Origin of the sequence: Paenibacillus sp. ATY16, from assembly GCF_003399985.2 — a bacterium.
GTDB classification, from domain to species: Bacteria; Bacillota; Bacilli; order Paenibacillales; family Paenibacillaceae; genus Pristimantibacillus; species Pristimantibacillus glycanilyticus.
In genome coordinates this window covers 111,353-134,919 of the sequence record NZ_NMOK02000015.1, presented here as the reverse complement: position 1 = coordinate 134,919, position 23,567 = coordinate 111,353, and the positions used below count along the sequence as shown (strand labels likewise).

General features: G+C 51.1%; 18 protein-coding genes. 16 read left to right on the top strand and 2 right to left on the bottom strand.

Annotated elements, in window-relative coordinates; genetic code table 11:
• The first annotated feature begins 142 nt into the window (after positions 1 to 142).
• The 13 genes from CFI03_RS09030 (at position 143) to CFI03_RS08970 (ending at position 18,571) form a co-directional block, all read left to right on the top strand.
• A complete protein-coding gene (locus tag CFI03_RS09030) occupies positions 143 to 1,930 on the top strand; it encodes a sensor histidine kinase (protein WP_248757120.1) in 1,788 nt (595 codons plus the stop codon).
• Positions 1,923 to 3,446 carry a response regulator transcription factor gene (locus CFI03_RS09025; RefSeq protein ID WP_248757118.1) on the top strand — a complete coding sequence of 508 codons (1,524 nt, stop codon included), beginning with the start codon at positions 1,923 to 1,925 and terminating at the stop codon, positions 3,444 to 3,446. The genes CFI03_RS09030 and CFI03_RS09025 overlap by 8 nt, the downstream gene beginning before the upstream one ends.
• Positions 3,447 to 3,606: 160 nt before the next feature.
• The gene (locus tag CFI03_RS09020) at positions 3,607 to 4,563 is read left to right on the top strand and encodes an ABC transporter permease (protein ID WP_201004529.1); all 957 of its coding nucleotides are present in this window, start codon (positions 3,607 to 3,609) and stop codon (positions 4,561 to 4,563) included.
• Between the two features lie 15 nt (positions 4,564 to 4,578).
• Complete coding sequence (locus CFI03_RS09015) at positions 4,579 to 5,487, top strand: carbohydrate ABC transporter permease (RefSeq protein WP_248757117.1); 909 nt, start codon at positions 4,579 to 4,581, stop codon at positions 5,485 to 5,487.
• Between the two features lie 79 nt (positions 5,488 to 5,566).
• The gene (locus tag CFI03_RS09010) at positions 5,567 to 7,291 is read left to right on the top strand and encodes an ABC transporter substrate-binding protein (RefSeq protein WP_248757116.1); all 1,725 of its coding nucleotides are present in this window, start codon (positions 5,567 to 5,569) and stop codon (positions 7,289 to 7,291) included.
• A 70-nt stretch (positions 7,292 to 7,361) separates the two neighbouring features.
• Complete coding sequence (locus CFI03_RS09005; RefSeq protein ID WP_248757115.1) at positions 7,362 to 9,713, top strand: glycoside hydrolase family 95 protein; 2,352 nt, start codon at positions 7,362 to 7,364, stop codon at positions 9,711 to 9,713.
• Positions 9,714 to 9,807: 94 nt separating this feature from the next.
• Complete coding sequence (locus CFI03_RS09000) at positions 9,808 to 10,359, top strand: hypothetical protein (protein WP_248757114.1); 552 nt, start codon at positions 9,808 to 9,810, stop codon at positions 10,357 to 10,359.
• 122 nt (positions 10,360 to 10,481) lie between these two features.
• Positions 10,482 to 12,293: a cache domain-containing sensor histidine kinase gene (locus CFI03_RS08995; RefSeq protein WP_248757113.1), complete on the top strand. Its 1,812-nt coding sequence runs from the start codon at positions 10,482 to 10,484 to the stop codon at positions 12,291 to 12,293.
• Entirely contained in the window at positions 12,271 to 13,038 is a 768-nt protein-coding gene (locus CFI03_RS08990; RefSeq protein WP_248757112.1) for a response regulator transcription factor, read from the top strand. Before CFI03_RS08995 ends, CFI03_RS08990 begins: the two co-directional genes overlap by 23 nt.
• A gap of 94 nt (positions 13,039 to 13,132) precedes the next feature.
• Positions 13,133 to 14,464 carry an ABC transporter substrate-binding protein gene (locus CFI03_RS08985; RefSeq protein ID WP_248757111.1) on the top strand — a complete coding sequence of 444 codons (1,332 nt, stop codon included), beginning with the start codon at positions 13,133 to 13,135 and terminating at the stop codon, positions 14,462 to 14,464.
• 109 nt (positions 14,465 to 14,573) lie between these two features.
• Positions 14,574 to 15,458, top strand: coding sequence for a carbohydrate ABC transporter permease (locus tag CFI03_RS08980; RefSeq protein WP_127498227.1), 885 nt, complete (start codon positions 14,574 to 14,576; stop codon positions 15,456 to 15,458).
• Between the two features lie 16 nt (positions 15,459 to 15,474).
• On the top strand, positions 15,475 to 16,302 hold the full coding sequence (locus tag CFI03_RS08975) for a carbohydrate ABC transporter permease (RefSeq protein WP_015843545.1): 828 nt from the start codon (positions 15,475 to 15,477) through the stop codon (positions 16,300 to 16,302).
• Between the two features lies 1 nt (position 16,303).
• A complete protein-coding gene (locus CFI03_RS08970; protein ID WP_349292463.1) occupies positions 16,304 to 18,571 on the top strand; it encodes an FAD-dependent oxidoreductase in 2,268 nt (755 codons plus the stop codon).
• Between the two features lie 97 nt (positions 18,572 to 18,668).
• Here CFI03_RS08970 and CFI03_RS08965 read toward each other — a convergent pair whose 3' ends face one another.
• Positions 18,669 to 19,124, bottom strand: coding sequence for a hypothetical protein (locus tag CFI03_RS08965; RefSeq protein ID WP_248757107.1), 456 nt, complete (start codon positions 19,122 to 19,124; stop codon positions 18,669 to 18,671).
• A gap of 25 nt (positions 19,125 to 19,149) precedes the next feature.
• Positions 19,150 to 19,500, bottom strand: coding sequence for a VOC family protein (locus CFI03_RS08960; protein WP_248757105.1), 351 nt, complete (start codon positions 19,498 to 19,500; stop codon positions 19,150 to 19,152).
• A gap of 263 nt (positions 19,501 to 19,763) precedes the next feature.
• On the opposite strand from CFI03_RS08960, the gene iolD reads away from it, so the two are divergent.
• From iolD to iolC, 3 genes are read left to right on the top strand one after another with little or no spacing between them, the layout of a single operon-like run.
• Positions 19,764 to 21,629 carry a 3D-(3,5/4)-trihydroxycyclohexane-1,2-dione acylhydrolase (decyclizing) gene (iolD, locus tag CFI03_RS08955; RefSeq protein ID WP_248757104.1) on the top strand — a complete coding sequence of 622 codons (1,866 nt, stop codon included), beginning with the start codon at positions 19,764 to 19,766 and terminating at the stop codon, positions 21,627 to 21,629.
• A gap of 22 nt (positions 21,630 to 21,651) precedes the next feature.
• Complete coding sequence (gene iolE / locus CFI03_RS08950; protein ID WP_248757102.1) at positions 21,652 to 22,569, top strand: myo-inosose-2 dehydratase; 918 nt, start codon at positions 21,652 to 21,654, stop codon at positions 22,567 to 22,569.
• Positions 22,566 to 23,567, top strand: a complete 1,002-nt coding sequence (iolC, locus tag CFI03_RS08945; protein WP_127493617.1) for a 5-dehydro-2-deoxygluconokinase — start codon at positions 22,566 to 22,568, stop codon at positions 23,565 to 23,567. Before iolE ends, iolC begins: the two co-directional genes overlap by 4 nt.

The window sequence follows — 23,567 nt, the reverse complement described above, 5'->3', positions numbered from 1 at the left end:
AGGGGTTTCAAAAATTCTAACATGCTGGCGCAACCGTTCATACCCGACAAATTGGAGATAAAATCCCTGTACAATTAGCGGTTGAACCCCTAGAATGTAAACGCAATCAAATTTTTCGTAATGGTGACGGGGGGCTTGCAAGATGTTTCAGATGTTCTCGCACCTGCTCAACAACGTAAAGCTGAGAACAAAGCTCATCTTATCCTGTATCGTAGTCGCATTCATCCCAATTCTGATCGTTGGCGTGTTTCTGACAAACGAGCTGCGCAATATGGCGCTGGATAACGCGATGGAGCAGACGCATACAAACGTGCAGCGGGTCAAAGCAAGGACGACCGAGCTGATGAATGTCGCTTACGACAGCGCTTACCGTCTGGAGAACAGCCGGCTGGAGGCTGTGACGAACCGGAAATACGAATCGACCTACGAGGTCGTTAAAGCATACCGGGAATATACCGATTTCAACGAGATCCGGCAGCAGCATGACGAAGTGGCGAATATCCGGTTTTACATGGAGAATCCAACGATGCTGAACAACTGGGATTTCATTCAGCCGGACAATTCGATTAAGGAAACCGTCTGGTATACGAATGCATTAAGACCCGGCAGCGGAGTGAATTGGTATTATCTCGAGGATGAGCGGGACAAGCGTAGTTATTTGAGTCTCGTGCGCGGAATAAGCTTTTCGAGCAACAATACGAGCGGCGTCCTGGTTATTACACTAAATATGCAGGCGCTGAACAGCATCCTGAATCAGGAATCGTTCGAGACGATGATTGTTGACGACAATAACCGGATTGTTGCCGCAAACCGGATGGGCCGGGCGGGGAAAACGCTGCAGGAAATCGACTACGAGCAAAGCATCGTGGAAGAGAAGAGCGGAATGTACTCCGCGAATATAGACGGTCAAGCCTCGCGTGTCCTGATAGAGCCTTTGATACCCGAAGCCAGCGGAAATACGCTCCGCATTATTTCGGTATTTTCGGTAGACACGATTGTAGCGGATGCCAACCGGATTAACTCGCTTGCCTTAACGGTTATTTCAATCAGCTTGATTATTGCCATTTTCCTGATTATAGGCGTATCCACGATTATTACGAAGCGGATGCTCCGCTTGAGCAAGCATATTACGAAGGTTGCTACCGGCAAGCTGGACATCGTGATGGAGATTGACGGCAGGGATGAGATTGGACAGCTGTCCAGGCAGTTTAATTCCATGGTGTCGAGCATTAATAGCCTCGTGGAGGAAGTCCAGGAATCCAACAAGATGAAGAGCCTGCTTGAAGCCAAGCAGAACGAAATCAAACTGAAGATGATGGCCAGCCAGATTAATCCGCATTTCCTGTTTAACGCGCTGGAATCGATCCGGATGAAAGCTCATTTGAAAGGGGAAAAGGAGATCTCGCAGGTTGTCCGCCTGCTTGGCAAGTTAATGAGGCGCAGCATCGAGGTCAGCCAGCGGCTTACGCCTCTTGCCGATGAGATCGATATTGTCCGCTGTTATTTGGATATTCAGAAATTCAGGTATGAGGACCGTTTATCCTACGAGCTTCATGTGGATCCGATTGTGGAAAGAGTGTCGATTCCTCCGCTTATTATTCAGCCGCTTGTTGAGAATGCCGTGATTCACGGCTTCGAGAACAAGATGGAGGGCGGCATGGTAACGGTTCGGGCAGTAAGGGAAGGGGATTACGTCCGGGTTGAAGTCATCGATAACGGAGCGGGGATGTCCCGCGAGAAAATAGAAAAGCTTACCCAGCATTTGAACGAAACAGAGGATGCAGAAAACAACCGGATTGGTCTGCGCAATGTCCATTTGCGCCTGCAGCTGACGTACGGACCGGAGCACGGGCTTCAATACGAGAGTGAACCGGGTATAGGGACGAAGGTTTCCTTCACCTTGCCTTTTGGGGAGGATTTATATGTATAAAGTATTGCTTGTAGACGATGAACCGATGATCCGGGAAGGTCTCCGGACTTTGCTGGAATGGGAGAGTCTCGGTTATGAAGTGGTTGACACCGCAGCCAACGGCAAGGATGCCCTGCAGAAATGCGAACAGCATGAGCTGGATCTCATTATCGTGGACATTCGCATGCCGGAGATGAACGGGCTTGAGCTGATCCGAACGATCCGCGAAAACGGCGGCACGATGCATGTATTGATCCTAAGCGGTTACGCGGATTTCGAATATGCCAAGCAGGCAATAGTCCAGCGGATTGACGGGTATTTGCTGAAGCCCGTTGACGAGGACGAGCTGATGGACTACTTGCAATCCCTGAGGAAAGAGCTGGATCTTGAGTATGAGACGCGCCGGAAAAGCCTGTACGAACGCCAAGGCAATGCGGAGGATGACTTGAAGCGTCTGCTTGTTGAAGGAACGGCGGGCCCAAGCCTGTCTCAGCTGTCCGCTTCTCCGGATTGGAAGGAGTTCGAATTGCTGCTCGTCAAGACGCATGAACGGAATGAGGAGGAAACGGCCGGACATGCCCAGATTAAACGCAGGTTATCCGAGCGGCTGGAGCAGTCAGGTGCGGGTCTTGCTATCGCCATGGAGCCGTATTTGCTGATTCTGCTGAACAAAGGCCTGGACAATGAACGCTTCCGCCGGGAAACGCATGCGATAATCGCCGATGCCTGCGAAGGATTGGCTTCGGATTTTACCGTCGTGTCGGGAGGCAAGGCGGCGTGCAGCGCGGATATTCCGGCTGTCTATAAAAAGGCGCTTGAACGGATGAAAAACAGGTTTTTCCTGGAAAGCGGGCAGATTATCGCGGAGGATCCGCAATTGCCGGGAGGCAGCGGGGATGCCAAGCCGGACTTGACCGGAACGGCGGAGAAGCTTTACCTGGCGCTCGAGATTGTAAACAGGGAGGCAATCCGGCAGCAGATCGAGGAATCCGCGGAAGCGATGAAAGCGATGGGCTTTGGCGAAGCCGAGATGAAGGCGGCATTTGTTGAGCTTGTGTCGGCCGTCCTCGATAAGCTCGCGTCCAAGCGGCCGGAGCTTCCGGTCCGCGATTACCGGCAGCGCATACCGGAGCTGTTCCGCGAATACCGGATGAGCTCGCTGACCAGACTTGTTACGGCGATCATCGATCAGATTGCCGACGCTCTCGACAACTCGTCCGCGGACAAGCAGATCAATCGCATGATCGACCTGATTCACCGGAATTACAAGGAGAACCTGAAAATGGAGACGCTTGCCGAATTGTTTAACTATAACAGCGCTTATCTCGGCAAGCTGTTCAAGCAGGTAACCGGAGAAAACTTCAACACGTATCTGGATAAAGTACGGATGGAACAAGCGAAAATATTACTTGAGCAAGGACTTAAGGTGTACCAGGTTGCGGAGATGGTCGGCTATGCGAACGTCGATTATTTCCACAGCAAATTCCGCAAGTACGTAGGCTCTTCGCCGTCTGTTTTCCGAAAGAAAGAATCCTGACAGGACGCGTGGTTTTCTCTCCCCCGGAGAAAATCATGCGTTTTTTTGTGGTGTTGAATCCGCTTACACTAATTTTTATATGATTTTATGCCAAATCCTTTGGGTACCGAGAGCTGCCATGTATCCGTTATCATGAATGCATAAGGCAGGAGGGATAACGATGAAAGCGGTCACAACTAGCGTTCAGCAGCAGACGCGAAAAAGAGAGAGAAACTTTTGGAAAACAGCTATGCGTAATAAATACTTATACATGATGTCGCTGCCTTTCATAATCTGGGTGTTTGTATTTAGTTATTATCCGCTCTGGGGCTGGACAATGGCCTTCCAGAAATTCAAGCCGGCCAAATCGTTCTGGGAGCAGGACTGGGTAGGCTTCGATCAATTCAAAATGCTGTTCCAGGATGATACGTTTTATCTTGTTATGAGAAATACGCTGGCGATGAGCTTTATGGGAATTATCGCAGGCTTTGCGGTACCGATCATCTTCGCGGTTCTGCTTAATGAAGTCCGCAGCATGGCCTTCAAACGGTTTGCCCAAACCGTATCGTATCTGCCTCACTTTGTATCCTGGGTTGTCGTTGCGGGTATCGTATCCAAGATGCTCTCGGCCGACCACGGTACGGTAAACGAAATTCTGATGTGGCTTGGCATTATCGATACGCCGATACAGTTTCTGGCGAAGCCGCATTATTTCTGGGGCATTGTAACCATCTCCGATGTATGGAAAGAGATGGGCTGGAACACCATCATTTATCTGGCGGCTATTGCGGGCATCAGTCAAGAGATGTATGAGGCGGCGAAAGTAGACGGAGCGAACCGTATTCGCCAGATTTGGCACATTACGCTGCCGGGCATTCGTTCGACGATTGTTATCCTGCTCATTATGTCGATCGGTCACTTGATCCAGATCGGCTTCGAGAAACAGTTCCTGCTCGGGAACAATCTTGTTCGCGACTATTCTCAAGTCCTTGATTTGTATGCGCTTGAATACGGCTTGCAGATGAGCCGTTACTCGTTCGGTACGGCGGTTAATATTTTCAACTCGGTTGTTAGTATTATTCTCCTGTTTATGGCAAACGGGCTGTTTAAGAAAATTACGAAAGAAAGCATCATGTAAGGAGGAGGTTGAGCCATGACATCAAAAAAAATGCTGGGCGGCGCGCCTCTGTCAGACCGGCTTCTGAGCGTGTTCGTGTACGTATTCGTTATCTTCGTAATGATCATCACTTTGTATCCGTTCCTGAACGTGCTTGCTCTTTCGTTTAATGATTCCGTAGACAGCGTAAGGGGCGGGATTACGATTTTTCCGCGTGACTTTACGACTGAAAACTATAAAGTAATCTTCTCCTTCGGCGGCTTGATTACCGGCTTCAAAATCTCCGTATTGCGTACGGTAGCCGGCACAGTCGTAGGTTTGATCAGCGCTTCGATGCTCGCGTTTACGCTGAGCCGGCCTGACTTTCAGGGACGCAAGTTCGTATCCGTCTTCCTGGCGCTGACCATGTATGTATCGGGCGGTTTGATTCCGGTCTACTTCCTGATCCGCGACTTGCACATGATGGGAACGTTCTGGGTTTACATTCTTCCCGGTCTCGTAAGCGCGTTTAACGTATTCGTCATCCGCTCCTTTATGGACGGCATTCCCTATGCGCTGCAAGAGTCGGCCAAGCTCGACGGCGCGAATGACTTTACGATCTACTGGCGCATTATTCTTCCGATGGCAAAGCCGGCGCTTGCGACGATCGCTCTGTTCCTTGCCGTTGGTCAATGGAATTCCTGGTTTGATACTTATCTCTACAACGGCTCCAAAGAATCGCTGACTACGCTGCAATTCGAGCTGATGAAGGTACTGCAAAGTACGACTTCCGGCAATAACGTGGATATCCATAACTCGAACATGACGCAAATGATGTCGTCGGTTTCCCCGGAATCCGTAAAAATGGCGATTACGATCGTCGTAACCGTGCCAATCCTGGTTGTTTATCCTTTCTTGCAGAGATACTTCGTCAAAGGCATGACATTAGGCGCCGTAAAAGGCTGATCTGATGATTAGAAGCGGTATTCTTGGGGAAACCCGTTAATACGATATGGTTCTCATAAATATATAGGAGGGTTATTACATGAATCAAATCAGCAAATGGTCAAGCCTTGCATTGTCTACAACGTTAGTTGCCGGTTTGCTGGCGGGCTGCGGAAGCAATAACAATGATGAAAAGAATAGCAGCGGCGCAAATACTGGCGGCAATGCAACAAACTCGGAGTCAGCAGCGCCTGAAGATACTTCACCGCTTACACTGACGTATTACAGCGAAGATCCATCGCCTAACTGGGCAAATATGCAAGATGAAATCGGCAAAACCCTTACAGAGAAAACAGGCATTACCCTTGATGCGGAATTCGCGGTAGGCGATGCAGTTCAAAAGTCGTCCCTGATTGCAGCAAGCGGAGAATACCCGGACCTCATCAGCGCGAAAACAAGTATCAGCAAATTCGTAGACGCTGGCGCTGTACTTGATTTGACTGATCTGATTGATAAATACGCTCCACACTTGAAAAAACTATTTGAAGGCAATATGAGCCGTCTTCGTTACAGCGATGATGACCATGCGATCTATGTTATTCCTTCCTACAATGGTATTGGGCAGCAGTACTTCAACGCTGGCGGCGGCTTCGAGCTGCAGCACCGTGTCGTTAAAGAGCTGGGCTACCCGCAAATCCGTACGGTAGCGGATTACGAGAAAGCAATCAAAGACTATCTGGCTCTTCATCCGAAAGACGAGAACGGCAACCCGAATATTGGTCTGACCCTGAATGCTGACGACTGGCATATGTACATTTCGGTGACGAACCCTGCGTTCCTCGCAACGGGCGGTTCCGATGACGGCGAGTTCAACATTGATGTGGATACGCAAAAAGTAACGTATCACTTCCGTCGTCCGGAAGAGAAAGAATACTTCAAATGGCTTAACCATATGAACGCTGAAGGCTTGCTTGATCCGGAAAGCTTCGTTCAGAAATACGATCAATACAAAGCGAAAATCGCTTCCGGCCGCGTCCTCGGCTTGATTGACCAAGACTGGGATTATGGCGATGGCGAGAAAGCTCTGAAAGCAGCAGGCAAATTCGATCAAGGCTACGGCCACTACCCGGTTACGATGTCCGCAGATGTGAAAGAAGCATCGTTCTGGCCAACCGGCTTTATGGCTGGCAGCGGCGTAGCGATCTCCAAAGACAATCCGGATCCGGTTCGTACGATCAAATTCCTTGACTATCTGGCTTCCGATGAAGGTCAAGTGCTTGTAAACTGGGGTATCGAAGGCAAGCAATACAATGTTGTTGACGGCAAACGCGTTATTCCTGAAGATGTAAATAACCGCAAGATCAACGACGCTGTTAACTTCACGAAAGAAACGGGTATCGGCCTTTACAACCTGCTCAGCGGTCACTACGGCGACGGCGTGAAGGATCCAAGCGGTAACTACTACACAACAAGCTTCCCAGAGCAAATCGTAGCAGGCTTTAACGATGCTGAGAAAGAAACACTTAAAGCTTACGGCGCAACGACTTGGAAAGATCTGTTCCCTAAAGAAGAAGAGTTCAAAGTTAAGCCTTGGGGCGCAGCATGGAATATTCCGGTTCCTGGCGACAGCGAAGCCGTAGTTATCGAGAAGAAACTTACGGACATCACTTGGAAACGTATTCCTGAAGCGATCTTGGCTAAACCGGAAGACTTTGATAAAATTTGGGATGCCTACCAACAAGAGCTTGTAAAAGCTAATGTTGAAAAAGCAGAAAAAATCCGCGAAGATCTGGTTAAAGCTCGCGTGAAGCTGTGGAACGAATAATAAGCAATTGACGATAAGAGAGCCCGAATTTTGCGGGCTCTCTTTGGCTTAGGGAGACGGAGGATGCGCGATGGGGAAAGTACGGGATTGGAAGCTTTGGTATGAGCAGCCGGCATCGGTATGGGAAGAAGCCTTGCCAATCGGCAACGGCCGGATTGGCGGAATGGTATTCGCGGGAACGGAAACCGATCAAATATTGCTGAATGAGGATACTTTATGGGCCGGTTTTCCGCGGGACCCGATTAATTATGAAGCCCAGCGTTATCTTGCCAAGGCTCGGCAGCTTATATTTTCCGGGAAATACGCGGAAGCCGAGCGGCTGATTGAATCCACCATGCAAGGTCAGGATGTCGAGCCTTACTTGCCGCTTGGCGGTCTTTCGATCGTGCGCAGAGAAGACCGGGAATCCGCCGTATCGCAATACAAACGGGAGCTGCATCTGAATGAAGGGATTGCCGCAGCCAGCTACCGCGATGGCGCCCTTACGGTAAGCTCCCAATATTTCGCGAGCGTACCGGACCAAACGCTTGTCGTCCGTTATGAAGCTGCAGGCGGAACTTTAAACCGCGATATCGTTGTGGATTCCTTGCTGCGGTACCGGTTAGAGGAAACGGCGGAAGGACAGCTTCATTTGATTGGACAAGCACCAAGCCATGTGGCCGGCAATTATCATAAAGATCATCCTATGGATGTCCTCTATGAGGAGGGGCTTGGCCTGCCGTTCGAGATCCGGGTGAAGGTGGAGACCGATGGAACGGTGAAGAACGGAGAGAAGGGGCTTGAGGTCCGGAATGCGGCTTACCTTCATATTTATTTGACTGCCGAAACGGGCTTTGCCGGGTACGGACGGTTGCCGGATCATGAAGCTTGCTCGGCACGCTGCTCCAATCGCTTGGAAAAGGCTGCGGCTCTCGGATTCGAAGCGCTGCGCAGCCGTCATGCCGAAGATCACCGGCTGTTGTTCGACCGCGTTACCTTCTCTTTGGCGGATGACACGGACGGTTCCGACAAGCCAACCGACCGCAGGCTTGCGGACTATCAAACGGCCAAGCAGGACTCTCATTTGGAGGCGCTCTATTTCCATTTCGGACGTTACCTTCTGATGGGAAGCTCGAGACCGGGTACCCAGCCCGCGAATCTTCAGGGAATCTGGAATCATCACGTGTCGCCGCCTTGGCATAGCGATTACACGATTAACATCAATACGCAGATGAATTACTGGCCAGCGGAAGTATGCAACCTCAGCGAATGCCACGAGCCGCTCTTCACCATGCTTAAGGAAATGAGCGAGGCCGGTTCGCGTACAGCGAGAATTCATTACGGCAGCCGAGGCTGGACCGCCCATCATAATGTGGACATCTGGCGGATGACGACGCCAACCGGCGGGAGCGCCAGCTGGGCATTCTGGCCGCTTGGCGGCGCATGGCTTGTCCGTCAGGTATGGGAGAGCTACTTGTATAACCTGGATAAGGATTTTCTTGGCGAGAAAGCTTATCCACTGCTCAAAGGAGCGGCTTTATTCTGCCTGGATTGGCTGATCGAAGGACCAAACGGCGATTTGGTTACGAATCCGTCCACCTCGCCGGAGAACAAGTTCCTGACGAGCGACGGAGAACCTTGCAGCGTTTCGTATGGTTCGACCATGGATATGGCCATCATTCGTGATCTATTCCGGAACTGTCTGGAAGCTATTGACGTACTAGGTGTGGAAGAAACGGAGTTCCGTGATGAACTCCTTGCGTCTCTGGATCGTCTTCCTGCTTATAAGATTGGCCGTCATGGCCAGCTTCAGGAGTGGTATGAGGATTTCGAAGAAAGCGAGCCGGGGCATCGCCATGTTTCGCATCTGTACGGGGTTTATCCGGGCAAAGAAATTAACGAAAATACGCCGGAGCTGCTGGAAGCGGTTGTCGCGACGCTTGATCGCAGGCTGGCGAACGGCGGCGGGCATACCGGCTGGAGCTGCGCTTGGCTGCTGAATCTGTTTGCCCGCTTGAAGGATGAGAAGCAGGCCTACGATGCCGTACAGACCTTGCTTGCGCGATCCACTTACCCGAATCTGCTTGACGCCCATCCGCCATTCCAGATTGACGGCAATTTTGGCGGAAGCGCGGGCATTGCCGAGCTTCTGCTCCAAACGCATCTGGGTACGATTGACTTGCTGCCTGCGCTGCCCGCATCGTGGACGAAAGGCCAGATCAGCGGCTTGAAGGCAAGAGGCGGATATGTTGTTGATGTGGAATGGGCGAATGGAACGCTGAAGAGGGCCGCCATTGAAGCAAGAATAAGCGGCGTTTGCAAGCTTCGCTATGCCGGCTCTATCCGCGTGGAGGATGAGAAAGGGACGGCTGTTGCTCTTAGCGACGGCGGTTTTCAAGCGGAGCAAGGCTGTACGTATTACGTTTATTCGGACGCAGAATAGAAAAAAAGTTGTCCCGCGTGGTTGAATGCGGTAACCGTCTCCTCTCTCTAAAAATAGGATACTAGTAATCGTCATAGGAGAGAGGAGATTCATCATGTCAAACGGAAAGAAGGCAAGAATCAGTTTATCTCCGCCGGAATTTACGTATTTTAACGAGATCAAATATTCGGTTGGCAAAGACCCGCTTGTAAGGGTTGGCTCGCTGGAGGATCATGGGGACGGTCAATTCGAGGTTAAGCTGTTTGTAAAAGGGTTCAAAAAAGCGAAAGCGCTGGCGACCCTAATCGCTTCGGACAAAGTGATCGGCGACATCGGCATTCGCGTTAAAGTCATCAGCGGCGGGAAAGCCATTAGCCCGATAGCGCGTACCTTGACGGCGAGGGAGATCGCGGGACTGTACCGGATTGCATTTCGCACAAACCGGATCTTCCAGTTTGTCGCCCTTCGATCGATATTCGGCAGCACCTACGTTTATCCGGTATTCCGGATTAAGGTCGTCCAGTTCTATAATGATGACCTTTCCGACTTTTACGGGAACTATAATAACGTAGCGGCCTTTGTGTTCCGCAATGTTCTCATGAGCGAAATCGACGGAGTCCACATCCAATTCTCAACGGCTAAAAAGAGAAGAAGCAGGAAGAAATAAGTTACTGTCCGAAGCGGCTGTGCGGGAAACCGTGCACAGCCGCTTTTGTTTTTTTTCTTGCGGACGGGCGTATCCGTCAAGTAAATTGAGAGGTATACATCCAAGTGAAGGACTGAGCGCCAATGTTCACCCGATTATTCCGCTTGCTAACGCCGGCTACGTTTAAAAACCGGATCTTGCTGTCCCTCCTGATCTTCCTTCTTGTTCCTATCGCGCTGCTATTCCTATACAATTTCCGGGAGACGGAAGAGCTGCTCCAGCGGAACGCATCCGACAAAAACATCGAGCAGCTGGAAGGGCTTAAGACCGATCTTGTTGACCTGATGAGCCTTGTCATGAAGACGGGTATGCTGCTCGAGCAGGATTCCGTTCTTCGTCAGGTCATGCAAAAGCCGGAGCAATACGATGCCATCAACCGCAAAAAAATCGTTGAAAATAAGTTTGCGGGTATCGAAAACAGCTTTTTCTTAACCGGTGCTACGGTTTACTACACCTTGATCGACTTAAAAGGAAACGCTTACACCTCCTATACGCCGGAGAATTCCTTAAATTACGAGGAGATCAGCTCGGAGGCCTGGGTTCGGGAGCTGAAGCGGGAAGGCGGTCAGCGGTATATTTGGCGCACGAATGATCAATCCACCGAAATACGGGAGGTTAAGGGCAACCGGATGCTCAGCCTTTTTGAAGTGCTCAGGGACGACGGGCTAAAGCCTTTTGCTTACGGGCGGTTCAGTATTGATTACGAAGCATGGTTTGCGGAGAAAACGCAAGGCAGCAGCGGGGAAGGGGCTTATTTCCTGCTGGATGCCGGCGGGAATACCATCCTTCAATCCTCTCCTGAAGAAAGCGTGCCGCCAGCCGTTGCCGCGTCCATCGCGTCAGCCGGCTTGAACGGGGAGAATGATGCTTCCTCTACCTCAATCTTGAATAACCAGATGATGTATACGTATAACCATGTTCAAGAGCTGAACGGTTATCTGGTTAAGAAGGTTCCTCTATCGCTGCTGTTTAACGAGGTAGACAAGCAGAAGAAACGTTCCTTTGCCCTCTATATCGCCATTCTGATCTTGTTTATGCTGATGATTTACTTGATCTCCTCCACGGTTACGGGACCGCTTAAGCTGCTTCAGCGAAAGATGGAAACAACGGTCAAATCCAATCTGAAGGCCAAGCTGCCGGAGCAGGGAAGGGGAGAGATTCTGGCCTTAACCCGAAGCTTCAACTCGATGATCGCCGACATTAACGGTCTTTTGGAAAGATTAAAGCTGGAGGAACGGCAGAAGCAGTTTGTCCGGTTCCAGGTGCTGCTGGGGCAGATGAATCCCCATTTTCTGCTGAATACGCTCAATACGATCAAAAGCATAGCCTTGGATAAGGACGAAGACGATATTTACGATATTTGCGTAGCGCTTGGAAAGATACTGGAAACCACTCTAAATACGGAGGCCGACCTTATTCTTCTCAAAGAAGAGATCATCCTTATTGAATCTTATATGGACATTCAGCGAAAGCGGTTTGGACATGGCATTGAGGTTCAATACGAGGTAGAGGGCGAGCTTGAATTCGCTCTAATTCCGAAGTTCAGTCTGCAGCCGCTTGTTGAAAATTCGCTGCTGCACGGATTTGGACAATCCCAGCTGGAAGGGCGCATCATTATAAGGGCAGCTAGCCGGGGCAAGCAGCTTATTCTGGAAGTGATCGATAACGGAGTTGGGATCGAGAAGGCAAAGAATAGGCAATCCGCGCGGAAACGGAAAAGCATCGGTATCCAGAACCTGCGGGAAAGTCTGGAGCTTTTGTTCAAAAATCAGCCTTCGGGACTCCAGTTGGAATCGTCCGAAGAAGGAACGCGGGTGACGATGAATTGCCCGCTGCTGTTATCCAAACCTTATGCGGAGGAGGGACTTACCCATGTGGCGGACATTAATCGTTGAGGATGAGCAGCATGCAAGAGCAAGCTTGCGCAAGTTATTCGCGAAGGCGGATATTCCGTTTGAGATTGTTGGTGAAGCGGCAGATGGCGAAGAAGGGCTGCGGATGATCCGGGAGCTTCAGCCCGATGTCGTGATATCCGATATTTTTATGCCGGTGATGGACGGCATACGGCTCTTGCAGCTTGCCAGGGAGGAAGGGTTCGAATGCCGGTTCGTTATGCTTACGGCCGTCAGCGAATTCGAATATGCCCGTCAGGCCGTAGAATATGGAGCTTCGGGGTACTTGATGAAGCTGTCTTTGGATTTGGCAGGCTTAAGGCAGGCGATGGAGAAGGTAGCCGCCGAGCTTGCGAGAATGGAGAAGCTGCGCAAGGCAGACAAGTGGTTTCCGGAGAAGACGGCGCAGGAGCCAACCGATCATCCGGAGATGAACCGCATTATTGCCTATATTGAAGAGCATTTCGCCGAGGATATCACCTTGAAGAGCCTCGCTGATTTGATCCGCATGGATGCAAGCTACGTCAGCGATTTGTTCAAGAAGAAGACGGGCTCCACCTTAACGCATTATATCCAGAATCGCCGCGTTGCGGCAGCGAAAATGCTGCTTGCAGAGACCGAACGGACTGTCAGCGATATCGGCCGAACCGTAGGCTTCGAGAATGACAACTACTTCATCAAAATTTTCAAACGCTGGTGCGGCGTCACTCCAAACGAATACCGTAAAGAACAAAAATTCGTTCTATGATTCCCCAAACGCTGTTCATCCCCCAATAGCCGGGCAGGTGATAAAGTTAAAGACGTAGCAAACAGGCTGGACATCTTCAGAAGGGGGAAAACGAATGAAAAGAAAAGGCTGGTTAAAAACAGTACTGATTACGACCTTGGCTGCCACGATTCTTGGGGCATGCGGAAGCAACGGCGGCAATAACGGAAATACCGGTGCAAGCCCCGGAACGGCAAGCGAATCTCCGGTAGGCAAACCCGGTGAAAAAGTAAAGCTTACCCTATGGGGAGCCGTTCCCGCGGAAGCGGGCCCCCAAGCCGTCATTGACAACTGGAATAAGGAAAATCCGGATATTCAGGTTGAATATATCCGCTACGTCAACGATGATCCGGGCAATCTGAAGCTTGACACGGCGCTTATGACCGGACAGGATGCAGACCTCTACATCAACTACACGCTCACCCGCTTGCAGAAGCGCGTTGACGCCGGCGTAGCCTTGGATCTTAGCAGTAAAACCGACTATAACATCGATGACCAAATGGGTCCGGATGCCGCTCAATGGAAAATCGGAGACAAATATTACGGCATTCCAACAAAGAAAAATATGGCGTTTATCTGGCTGAACAAAGATATGCTGGACGCAGCCGGACTGCCAATCCCTGCTGTGGACTGGACTTGGGATGATTTGAGAGAGTACGCGAACAAATTGAAAACAGACAAGGTATACGGACTTCTTCAGCATGATGCCGCCTTTACCGCTACAATCGACGGAACGATTGCCGGACTTGGCGTAACGAAGCCGGACGGGACTTCCAACTTCGATAACGATCTGTGGAAAAAGCAGCTGCAAACGGTTCATGACATGATGTTCGTAGACAAATCGACGCCGGAATACGGCGAGCAGGTAACGAGCAAGATGCCGGTAGACACGATGTTCCTGAAAGGCGAGGCAGCGATGCTGTCAGCAGGCGAATTTATTTTCCGTAACGCGAATGACCTGACCAATTTCCCGCATGACTTCAAAATCGCTTTCGCTACGATTCCGAAAGTAACGGCGGACCAGAAGGATTACAAATATCCGGGCGGTCTAGGCGACGTGCTTTCCGTAAACGCGAAATCCAAGCACCAGGACGCTGCCTGGAAGTTTGCGAAATGGTATGCGGACGGCGGCATGCTGCCGATGGCAAGCGGCGGACGAATCCCGTCCTCGAAGAGCGTGGACAACAAACAAGCGATGGATCTGCTGCTAAAAGGCGTAGAAGACAAGTACGATACCGAATCGATGAACAAAGTCGTATTCGGCCAGTTCCCTTCGTTCCAGCTCAGCGTACCGCAGCAGGCTCTGGATGCGCGGAAGGAAGAGTACGAGAAATTCTTCCTGAACGAGCAGGATCTTGATACCACGCTCAAAAATATGGCTAAACGACATCAGGAATATATCAAGTAACCGAATATAGCTTTTCAGCCCCCAAGAGAGAAGAAGGATTCCCCGCTTCCTTCTTCTCTCTTTGCTATTTTCAGACAGCTCTATACGATCAAGAAAGGCGGCGTTTTCTGTGAAAAGGAAAAGCTGGATTCAGAAGCAAGGCTGGATTGGTTACGCGTTTGTTTTACCGAATATGCTGGGCATTGTGGCCTTCTTTATTTTGCCAGCCCTATATTCATTCTTCATGATGTTTACGGATTATCAATTCGCTAATCCCAACTGGAAGTTCACCGGCATGGACAATATCAACCGTTTGTTCGGCGATGATCAGTTCTATGCCTCGCTTAAGCATACCGCCATCTTCCTGTTCTCCGTTCCCGTCTCGCTGGGGCTGGCGTTCCTCGTTGCGCTGGTGCTCAACCGCAGCGTGTACTTGAAGGGACTGCTCAGGGGGATGTTCTTCCTGCCGTATATTTCAAGCGGCGTAGCGGTTGCGTTTGTCTGGATGCTGCTGTTCCAGCCGTCCCAAGGACCAATCAATGAAGTGCTTCGCTTTATCGGCATCGTATCGCCTCCGGGCTGGTTCGCGGATACAAGCTCGGCGATGTATGCGATCGACGTTATCCAAATCTGGTTTATGCTTGGCTACAACATGATTATTTACTTGGCAGCCCTTCAGGAAATCTCGACCGAGCAGCTGGAAGCCGCGCGGATCGACGGAGCGGGTTCGGCAACGATTACCTGGCGGATCGTATGGCCGCTTGTCAGTCCAACGACATTTATGCTTCTTATTACCGGTCTGATTATGACCGTTAAGTCCTTCTCTCTTATTCAGGCTATAACGGGCGGCGGTCCAAGCGGCAGCACGACCATTTTGTCGCTGTTCGTCTACAAAACAGCCTTCAGTTACTATGAGATGGGTTATGCGTCAACGATATCGTGGTTCCTGTTCGCTTTTATTCTTATCATTACGATCATCCAGTGGGTTGGCCAAAAACGCTGGGTCCATTACTAAGAGAGGAGCAAGCCTGATGATTGAAACCAATAAGAACCTACCGGTTAAGCTTTCCGTTACGATCTTGATGCTGATCGCAGGGTTGTTTATGATTGTCCCTTTCTTATGGATGATCAGCACATCCTTCCAGACTCCAAGCGAAGTATTCCGCCAATGGCTTCCTTCGAAGCTCGACTTAAGCAGTCATAAGCGGATATGGTCGGGAAGCTATAACTTTTTGCCTTATTATTTGAACTCTCTGAAAATATCGGTGATAGGCACGGCCGGCGCCGTCTTTATGTCGGCACTTGCCGCTTACGGCTTTGCCCGCACGGAATTTAAAGGGCGGAACACCCTTTTTATGGTATATTTATCCATGATGATGATCCCTCCTCAAGTTATCTTTGTTCCGAAATTTATCATGTTTAACTGGCTTCATATTTATAACACGCACTGGGCGCTGATCTTGCCTGCCATGTTCTCGATCTTTGGCGTATTTATGCTCCGGCAGTTTTTCCTGGGCATTCCGAAGGAGATTACGGAATCGGCCTTTCTAGACGGGGCGGGACATTTCCGGATATTCTTCCGGCTTGTGCTGCCGCTGGCTAAGCCGGCCTTGGCGACGTTTGCGATAATCGATTTTTCCTGGCAATGGAACGATTACGAGAATGCGCTTGTCTTCCTGCAAAGCCCCAAGCTGTATACGATTCCTCTAGGCCTCCAGAATTTCGTTCTGGAAAACAACGTTGACTACAACGGTATGATGGCAGCCTCTTCGGCGGCAATCGTTCCTATGATTCTAATTTTCCTGCTTGGCCAGAAGTACATTATACAAGGTATTTCCAGTTCGGCCGTGAAAGGCTAAATTGAAGGAGGCTTATGACATGAGACACGAGACGGTAAAATCCGATGTGACGGTTATTGGCGGAGGTCTGGCAGGCATCAGCGCGGCGATTGCCGCGGCAAGATTGGGGCAAAAGGTGGCGCTTGTCCATAACCGGCCGGTGCTTGGCGGCAATTCCAGCTCCGAAGTGCGGGTATGGGTATGCGGCGCTACCGGGCATGGCGTTAACCGGTATGCCCGGGAAACGGGTATCATGGGAGAACTTTTTATTCAGAACCAGTACCGCAATCCGGAAGGTAATCCTTACCTGTGGGATGTGACGCTGCTGGAAGCGGTAAGAGCGGAGCCTAATCTTACCTTGTATATGAATACGGATGTCCGTGAAGTGGAGGCAGATGGAGAACTTGATGACAGGACTATCCGCAACGTAACGGGCTGGATGATGGGCTCGGAGCGGGAAATAACGTTCGAGAGCGACGTGTTCCTTGACTGTACGGGAGACGGATTGGTTGGCTTCCTCGCGGGGGCGGCATACCGCATCGGCCGGGAGGCCCGTCAGGAGTACGGGGAGGATTGGGCACCGGAGGCTGCCGACGATATTACGCTTGGCAGTACCTTATTGTTCTACACGAAGGATACCGGCAAGCCGGTCCGGTTTGTTGCTCCATCGTTTGCGAAAGATATTACGACGACCTCGATTCCGCTCAAGCGCGTCATCCGCAGCGGCGATTCCGGCTGCCATTACTGGTGGATCGAATGGGGCGGCGAGCTGGATACGGTTCACGAGAACGAACGGATCCGGGATGAATTATGGTCCGTAATATACGGCATTTGGGATTATATTAAAAACTCCGGCAAATTCGAAGCCGAGAATATGACGCTGGAATGGGTTGGCTCCATTCCTGGCAAGCGGGAGTACCGTCGCTTTCTGGGCGATACCATCCTGACGCAAAACGACGTGATCTCCCAGCGTCCGTTCGAGGACCGCATCGCCTTTGGCGGCTGGTCGATTGACCTGCATCCGCCGCAAGGCATGTACGCAACCGAAAGCGGCTCCAAGCATCTCCATGCCGACGGCATCTACCATATTCCGTTCGGCTCCTTGTACTCCCGGAATGTCGGCAATCTGCTGTTCGCGGGACGCAATGTCAGCGCTTCTCATGTTGCCTTCGGGACAACCCGAGTGATGGCAACCTGCGCGGTAATGGGGGAAGCGGCCGGTGTTGGCGCCGCGCTGTCGGCCAGCAAAGGCATTACGCCTCGCGAGCTGCGCGAGCGGCATTTAACCGAGCTTCAACAAACGATGCTGCGCATGGATGCTTCTATTATTGGTCTTCGCAATGAAGATCCGGCGGAGTTGGCGAGAACGGGAACGGTGACGGCATCCAGCACGATGACGCAAATTCGGCTTGACCGTCCGGCTGAAGAATACCGGCTTGCTTCGGATGTGGGATTTACGTTTCCTGTGGACGGCGGCTTTGAAGGATTACGGATTCTGGTGTCCGCATCCGAAGCAACCAGCTTGACGGTTGAGCTCTGGGATACGGGTCGTCCGGAGAATTATGTGCCCGCCGGCTTTAAGCAAGCCTTAACTATCCCGGTTGCAGCGGGAGTGAACCAATGGGTGGATGTACCCGCAGACCGTGAGCTCTTTGGTGATGAGTCTTGCAATGCGTTTGTTATTGTCCGGGCAAACGAAGCGGCAAGCCTCCATACGTCATCCGTTCCGGTTACCGGCGTGCTAGCGTTCGAGAGAGGCGTTAAGCCGATTGTAAGCTCCGATCTGGAGGATCATCAGCCGGATCAGCCGGTAATTGAGTGGTCCATGAAACGATTGGTCCGCAAACCGTTCTGCTTTGCGGTTGGGACAAATGCTTTTGCCCCGGACAAAGTCATTGACGGTTATGTGCGTCCGTATGGTGGCCCGCATTTGTGGGTGTCCCAGCCGCTGGCGGACAACCGGGAGGAATGGGTGGAGATTGCGCTTGAAGAGCCGGCCGATGTAAGGGAAGTTCATATCACCTTTAACGATGACGTGAACGAGGATCTGATTAACCTTCATCACCATGAGACGCCGTTCCTTGTTATTCCGGAGGTTGCTAAATCGTATGAGCTGCAGGCATGGGCAAGCGGCGAATGGATCACTGTCGCAAGCGACCGCATGAACCGCACCCGCAAAAAAATCCACACGCTGGGTAAACCGGTACGGACGGATCGGGTCCGGGTCGTGGTAAAGGAAACCAATGGAGGCGAACATGCCGAAGTGATTGAAATCCGCATTTATGAATAAGGTTATAGAACAAGCGCACAGGGGGGAATCGGCTGATTCTACCCTGTTTTTAATTCGTTATGTAACGAGCAAGTAATCACATCTTTCAAGAAAGATTTTAATCCCAAAAGTTAAAGATGACATCTCCAACTGTCTTTGGTTTCCAATATAAGATTTGGTCCAATTCAGCCTTATTTAGGTTGTTTTCACTTAACAAGGCATGAGTTTTCTTATCAATAACTAATCGTTCACTAAGTGTGCTTACAGTTAACACCTTGAATCCACTACTCAAAGCATCTATAACACTAGAAAGCGAGTCGTCGGCAAATGCAATATCGAAGTATTGAACTGAAGAAGCAAAAGCAACGAAAGGATAAGAACTGTTTAACAGGATAAAAGTACGTCTGTTCTCCATATCAATCTCCGCTTTGTAAAAGTTCCGCGATATATGTGGTTCTTCAAAGGACAATAGTTTTCCATTGGAATAATCCGCTGCCGCGTGGCAAAGTCTTTTGAAATTAATTGAATTGACTTTTGGCAATTCATCGGCAAGGAATCCCGACACACCTCGCATAAGATACACTGTTATCACCTACCATTTATTCATGAGCAAGAATGTTAATAAGCTTCCCGAACGGATCGCGGACATAGAATCGCCGAACGCCCCAAGGCTCATGAACAGGACCATATTCTATAGGGAATCCAGCCCTCTTCATGCCATCCAATGCAGCATCAAGATCATCGACTTCAATCGATAGATCCGGCGTTGGCGTTTCCGAGCCGCCCTGCGAAGCGAAACTAATCTGAATGTTCATCTCCTCATGTAAACCATAGGTTCTAATCCAACCATGATCCATCAATAAATCAAGACCAAGCACATCCTGGTAAAAGCATTTTGCCGCTGCGGCATCCTTTGCATGGATATTGGCGACGATTCGTTTGACCTTCATTTCAGACCTCCCGGATATAAGCATCAATATAAAATACATTCGACATCTGTCCGTTCATTCTTCCTTGATCAGAACATAATCCACCGGTTTTGAAGCCGATCATCAAATTTTCTTTCAAAAAGGAATTGAAAAATACAGGGCGGTATGTATAATGGAGTTAAGCGCTTAACTAATTTTACTTAACTTTGTTTTATATTGTCGAATAAAATCTTATAATTACTTATTTCATGTCTAATTAAGCGATTAACTAAACGGGAGGTACTATGACTACTATCCGATTGACGATGGCCCAGGCTTTGGTTCGGTTTCTCGATGCGCAGTATGTTTCAGTCGATGGCGAGGAGATCAAGTTCGTTCAAGGCGTCATGGGGATTTTTGGACACGGCAACGTAACGGGGATCGGCGAGGCGCTGGAGTATAGCCCCGGCAGTCTGACTTTGATCCAGGGCAAAAACGAGCAAGGCATGGTGCATGCGGCCGCAGCCTTTGCCAAGCAGAAGAATCGCCTGCAAATTTATGCCTGCACCTCTTCCATCGGACCTGGCGCGCTGAATATGGTAACCGCCGCCGGAACCGCTACCGTGAACCGCATACCCGTACTGCTCTTGCCCGGAGACAACTTTGCTTCCCGTCAGCCGGATCCGGTGCTTCAGCAGCTGGAAGTCGCTTCCGATTATACGGTATCCGCTACGGATGCTTTCAAGCCGGTCAGCAAATATTGGGACCGTATCGTACGGCCCGAGCAGCTCATGCCGGCAGCGCTCCAAGCGATGCGTGTGTTGACGGACCCGGCCGAGACGGGGGCCGTGACCTTGGCTATGCCTCAGGATGTTCAGGCGGAAGCTTATGATTACCCCGAAGCGTTTTTTAGTAAGCGCATTCATTATATCGACCGCCGCCCGCCTGCCGAGGGCGCGGTGCAACGCGCGGCAGAGCTCCTTAAGGGCAAGAAGAAGCCGCTTATTATTGCCGGCGGAGGCGTATTGTACGCATCGGCCGTGAGCGAGCTTCAAGACTTGGCGGAGACGTACGGCATTCCGGTAGCGGAGACGCAAGCCGGGAAAAGCGTACTCCCATGGAATCATCCGCTCAATGTTGGCGGCGTTGGAGTAACGGGAACGCTGGCCGCTAACCTGCTGGCGAAGCAAGCGGATGTCATCATCGGGGTGGGAACAAGGTATTCCGACTTTACCACATCTTCCAAATCTGCTTTTGCGGATGATGTTCAATTTATAAATATTAACGTGAGTCCGCTGGATTCCGCCAAATGGGGCGGTGCTGCCTTGACCGGCGATGCCAAGCTGGGACTTGCGCAGCTTGGAGAGGCTCTTGCGGCATCCGGCTACCAAACCGGTTACGGCGATCATGAAGTTGCGGATCTGAAGAAGACCTGGGATGCCGAGGTAGACCGGTTATACGCCTTGGAGCATGAGCAAGGACTTGCCCAGACCCATGCGCTTGGCGTCATTCAGAACGCGATTGATCCAAGCTCCGTTATTGTCTGCGCTGCAGGCAGCCTGCCGGGGGACCTGCACCGCTTGTGGAGACCGGCCGAGCCGAAAACGTACCATATGGAATACGGTTTTTCGTGCATGGGCTATGAGGTGAGCGGAGCTTTCGGAGCGGCACTGGCAACAGCCGGTGAACGGGAGGTCTATGCAATTGTTGGGGACGGAAGCTACTTCATGCTTCATTCCGAGTTGATCACAAGCCTGCAGGAAGGCGTCAAAATCACGATCTTGTTATTCGATAACCACGGCTTCCAGTGTATCCATAACCTCCAGCGCGGCCACGGAAGCGAAGGCTTCGGCAACGAATTCCGCTACCGCGACAAGGCTACGGGACGTCTTACCGGCAGCTATATGCCAATTGACTTTGCAGCCCATGCCCGCAGCTTAGGGGCCAAAGCCTATAAGGCGAATTCCGCGGAAGAGCTTAAGGCAGCTCTCCTTCAAGCCAAGCAAGAGACGGTAACGACCTTGATCGAAATTCCCGTCGTGCCGGGTACCAATACAGCCGGTTACGAATCCTGGTGGAACGTTGGCGTACCGGAAGTATCGGTCAGCAATAAAGTGCTGGACGCGCATGTGGACATGAAACAGCGGATCCGCGCCGCAAGAACGATATAAGACGCTAAGGGAGCTGAGGCTGATGAAGACATTGCCGTTCAAGATTGGCGCCCATCCGATCAACTGGGTCGGAGAAGACGTGAAGGAGCATGGCGCCGATACCACATACGAACAGATTATGGACGATATGCAGCGGTTAGGCTTGACCGGAACCGAGATGGGACGCAAATATCCGACCGATATCGGGGTTCTGAAGCAGGAGCTGGGGAAAAGGAACCTGAAGCTGGTATCCCAATGGAAATCCGTGCTTTTCTCGGATCCCGCTTACCGGGAGGAAGAGCTTGCGGCTTACGAGCAGCATGTCAAATTCCTCAAGGAAATGGGCAGTACGGTGATCAGCACCTGCGAAGTAGGCGGTTCGCTTCATTTCGATCCGCGCCGCACGCCTCACGAGAAGGAAGTTATTCCGTTAGACGAAGCAGGCTGGAAGAGTCTTGCCGAAGGGCTGAACGCAGCCGGAGCAATAGCCAAGCAGCATGGCCTCAAGCTGACCTACCATCATCATGGCGGTACGGCCGTAGAAAGCCCGGAAGAAATCGACCGTCTGATGGAGCTGACCGATCCGGATCTGGTGTACCTTCTATTTGATACCGGGCATGCCTACTATGGCGGAGCCAATCCGATTGAGGTGCTTCGCAAGCATTATAACCGGATCGCATATATTCATCTGAAGGATGTTAGGCAGCCAGTGCTGGATGAAGCGCGAGCGGAAAAAGCCGATTTCATCACTTGCATCCGCAAGGGCGTATTTACCGTTCCGGGAACCGGCGATCTTGATTTCCGCCCGGTTGTGGAGGAGCTGCTGGCCCGCGGTTACAACGGCTGGGCCATGCTTGAAGGGGAACAGGATCCTGCCAAAGCTCCGGCATTCGAATTCGCGTCCAAAGCCATCACTTATCTGGAGTCGCTACTTCCTACGAAAGCGGGGGAATCCCATTGAACGACATCAAGTTTCCGGCTGACCGGTCTCTCGACTTCACGGCAATCGGCCGTCTCTGCATCGACCTGAACGCGAACGAAATTAACCGTCCGATGGAAGAGACGAGTACATTCACGAAATATGTGGGCGGATCTCCGGCCAATATTACGATCGGCATGTCGCGCTTCGATCTGAAGACTGCGTTTATCGGCAAAATCGCCAATGATCAGATGGGCCGCTTTATCCGCGATTATCTGAAGAAGAACCGGATTGATACAAGCAATGTCGTTAACGACTACACGGGCGCGGTTACCGGTCTTGCTTTTACCGAGATCAAGAGTCCAACCGACTGCAGCATCCTGATGTACCGCGACAACGTGGCCGATCTGCTGCTTACGCCAGGCGAAGTGGATGAGGAGCTGATCGCCAAATCCAAGCTGCTCCTTATTTCCGGAACGGCGCTTGCCCAGAGCCCTTCGCGCGAAGCGGTGTTCCAAGCGCTTCAATACGCGAAGAAGCATGGCACGGTTATTGCCTTTGATCTGGATTACCGCCCTTATACATGGAAATCGCAAGAGGAAACAGCGGTTTATTATAATCTTGCCGCCGAGAAATGCGACATCATCCTAGGCACGCGGGAAGAGTTCGACATGATGGAATGCTTCGAGCAGGAGCATAACGATCATAGCACGGCATCGAGATGGTTCAATCATTCGGCGCAAATCGTCATTATCAAGCATGGCAAAGAAGGCTCCATCGCGTACACGAAGGACGGGGCAAGCCACCGGGCCAAGTCGTTCCCGGCCAAGGTGATCAAGACCTTTGGCGCCGGCGACTCCTATGCGGCAGGTTTCCTGTACGGCGTTATGCAAGGCTGGACGCTCGAGAAAAGCATGGAATTCGGCAGCGCGTCCGCGTGTATCGTTATTTCCAGCCACAGCTGCTCGGATGCCATGCCAAGAGCAGAGCAGGTTCATGATTATATCGCCCGCTGCGAACGCGGTGAAATTGTAGTCTAA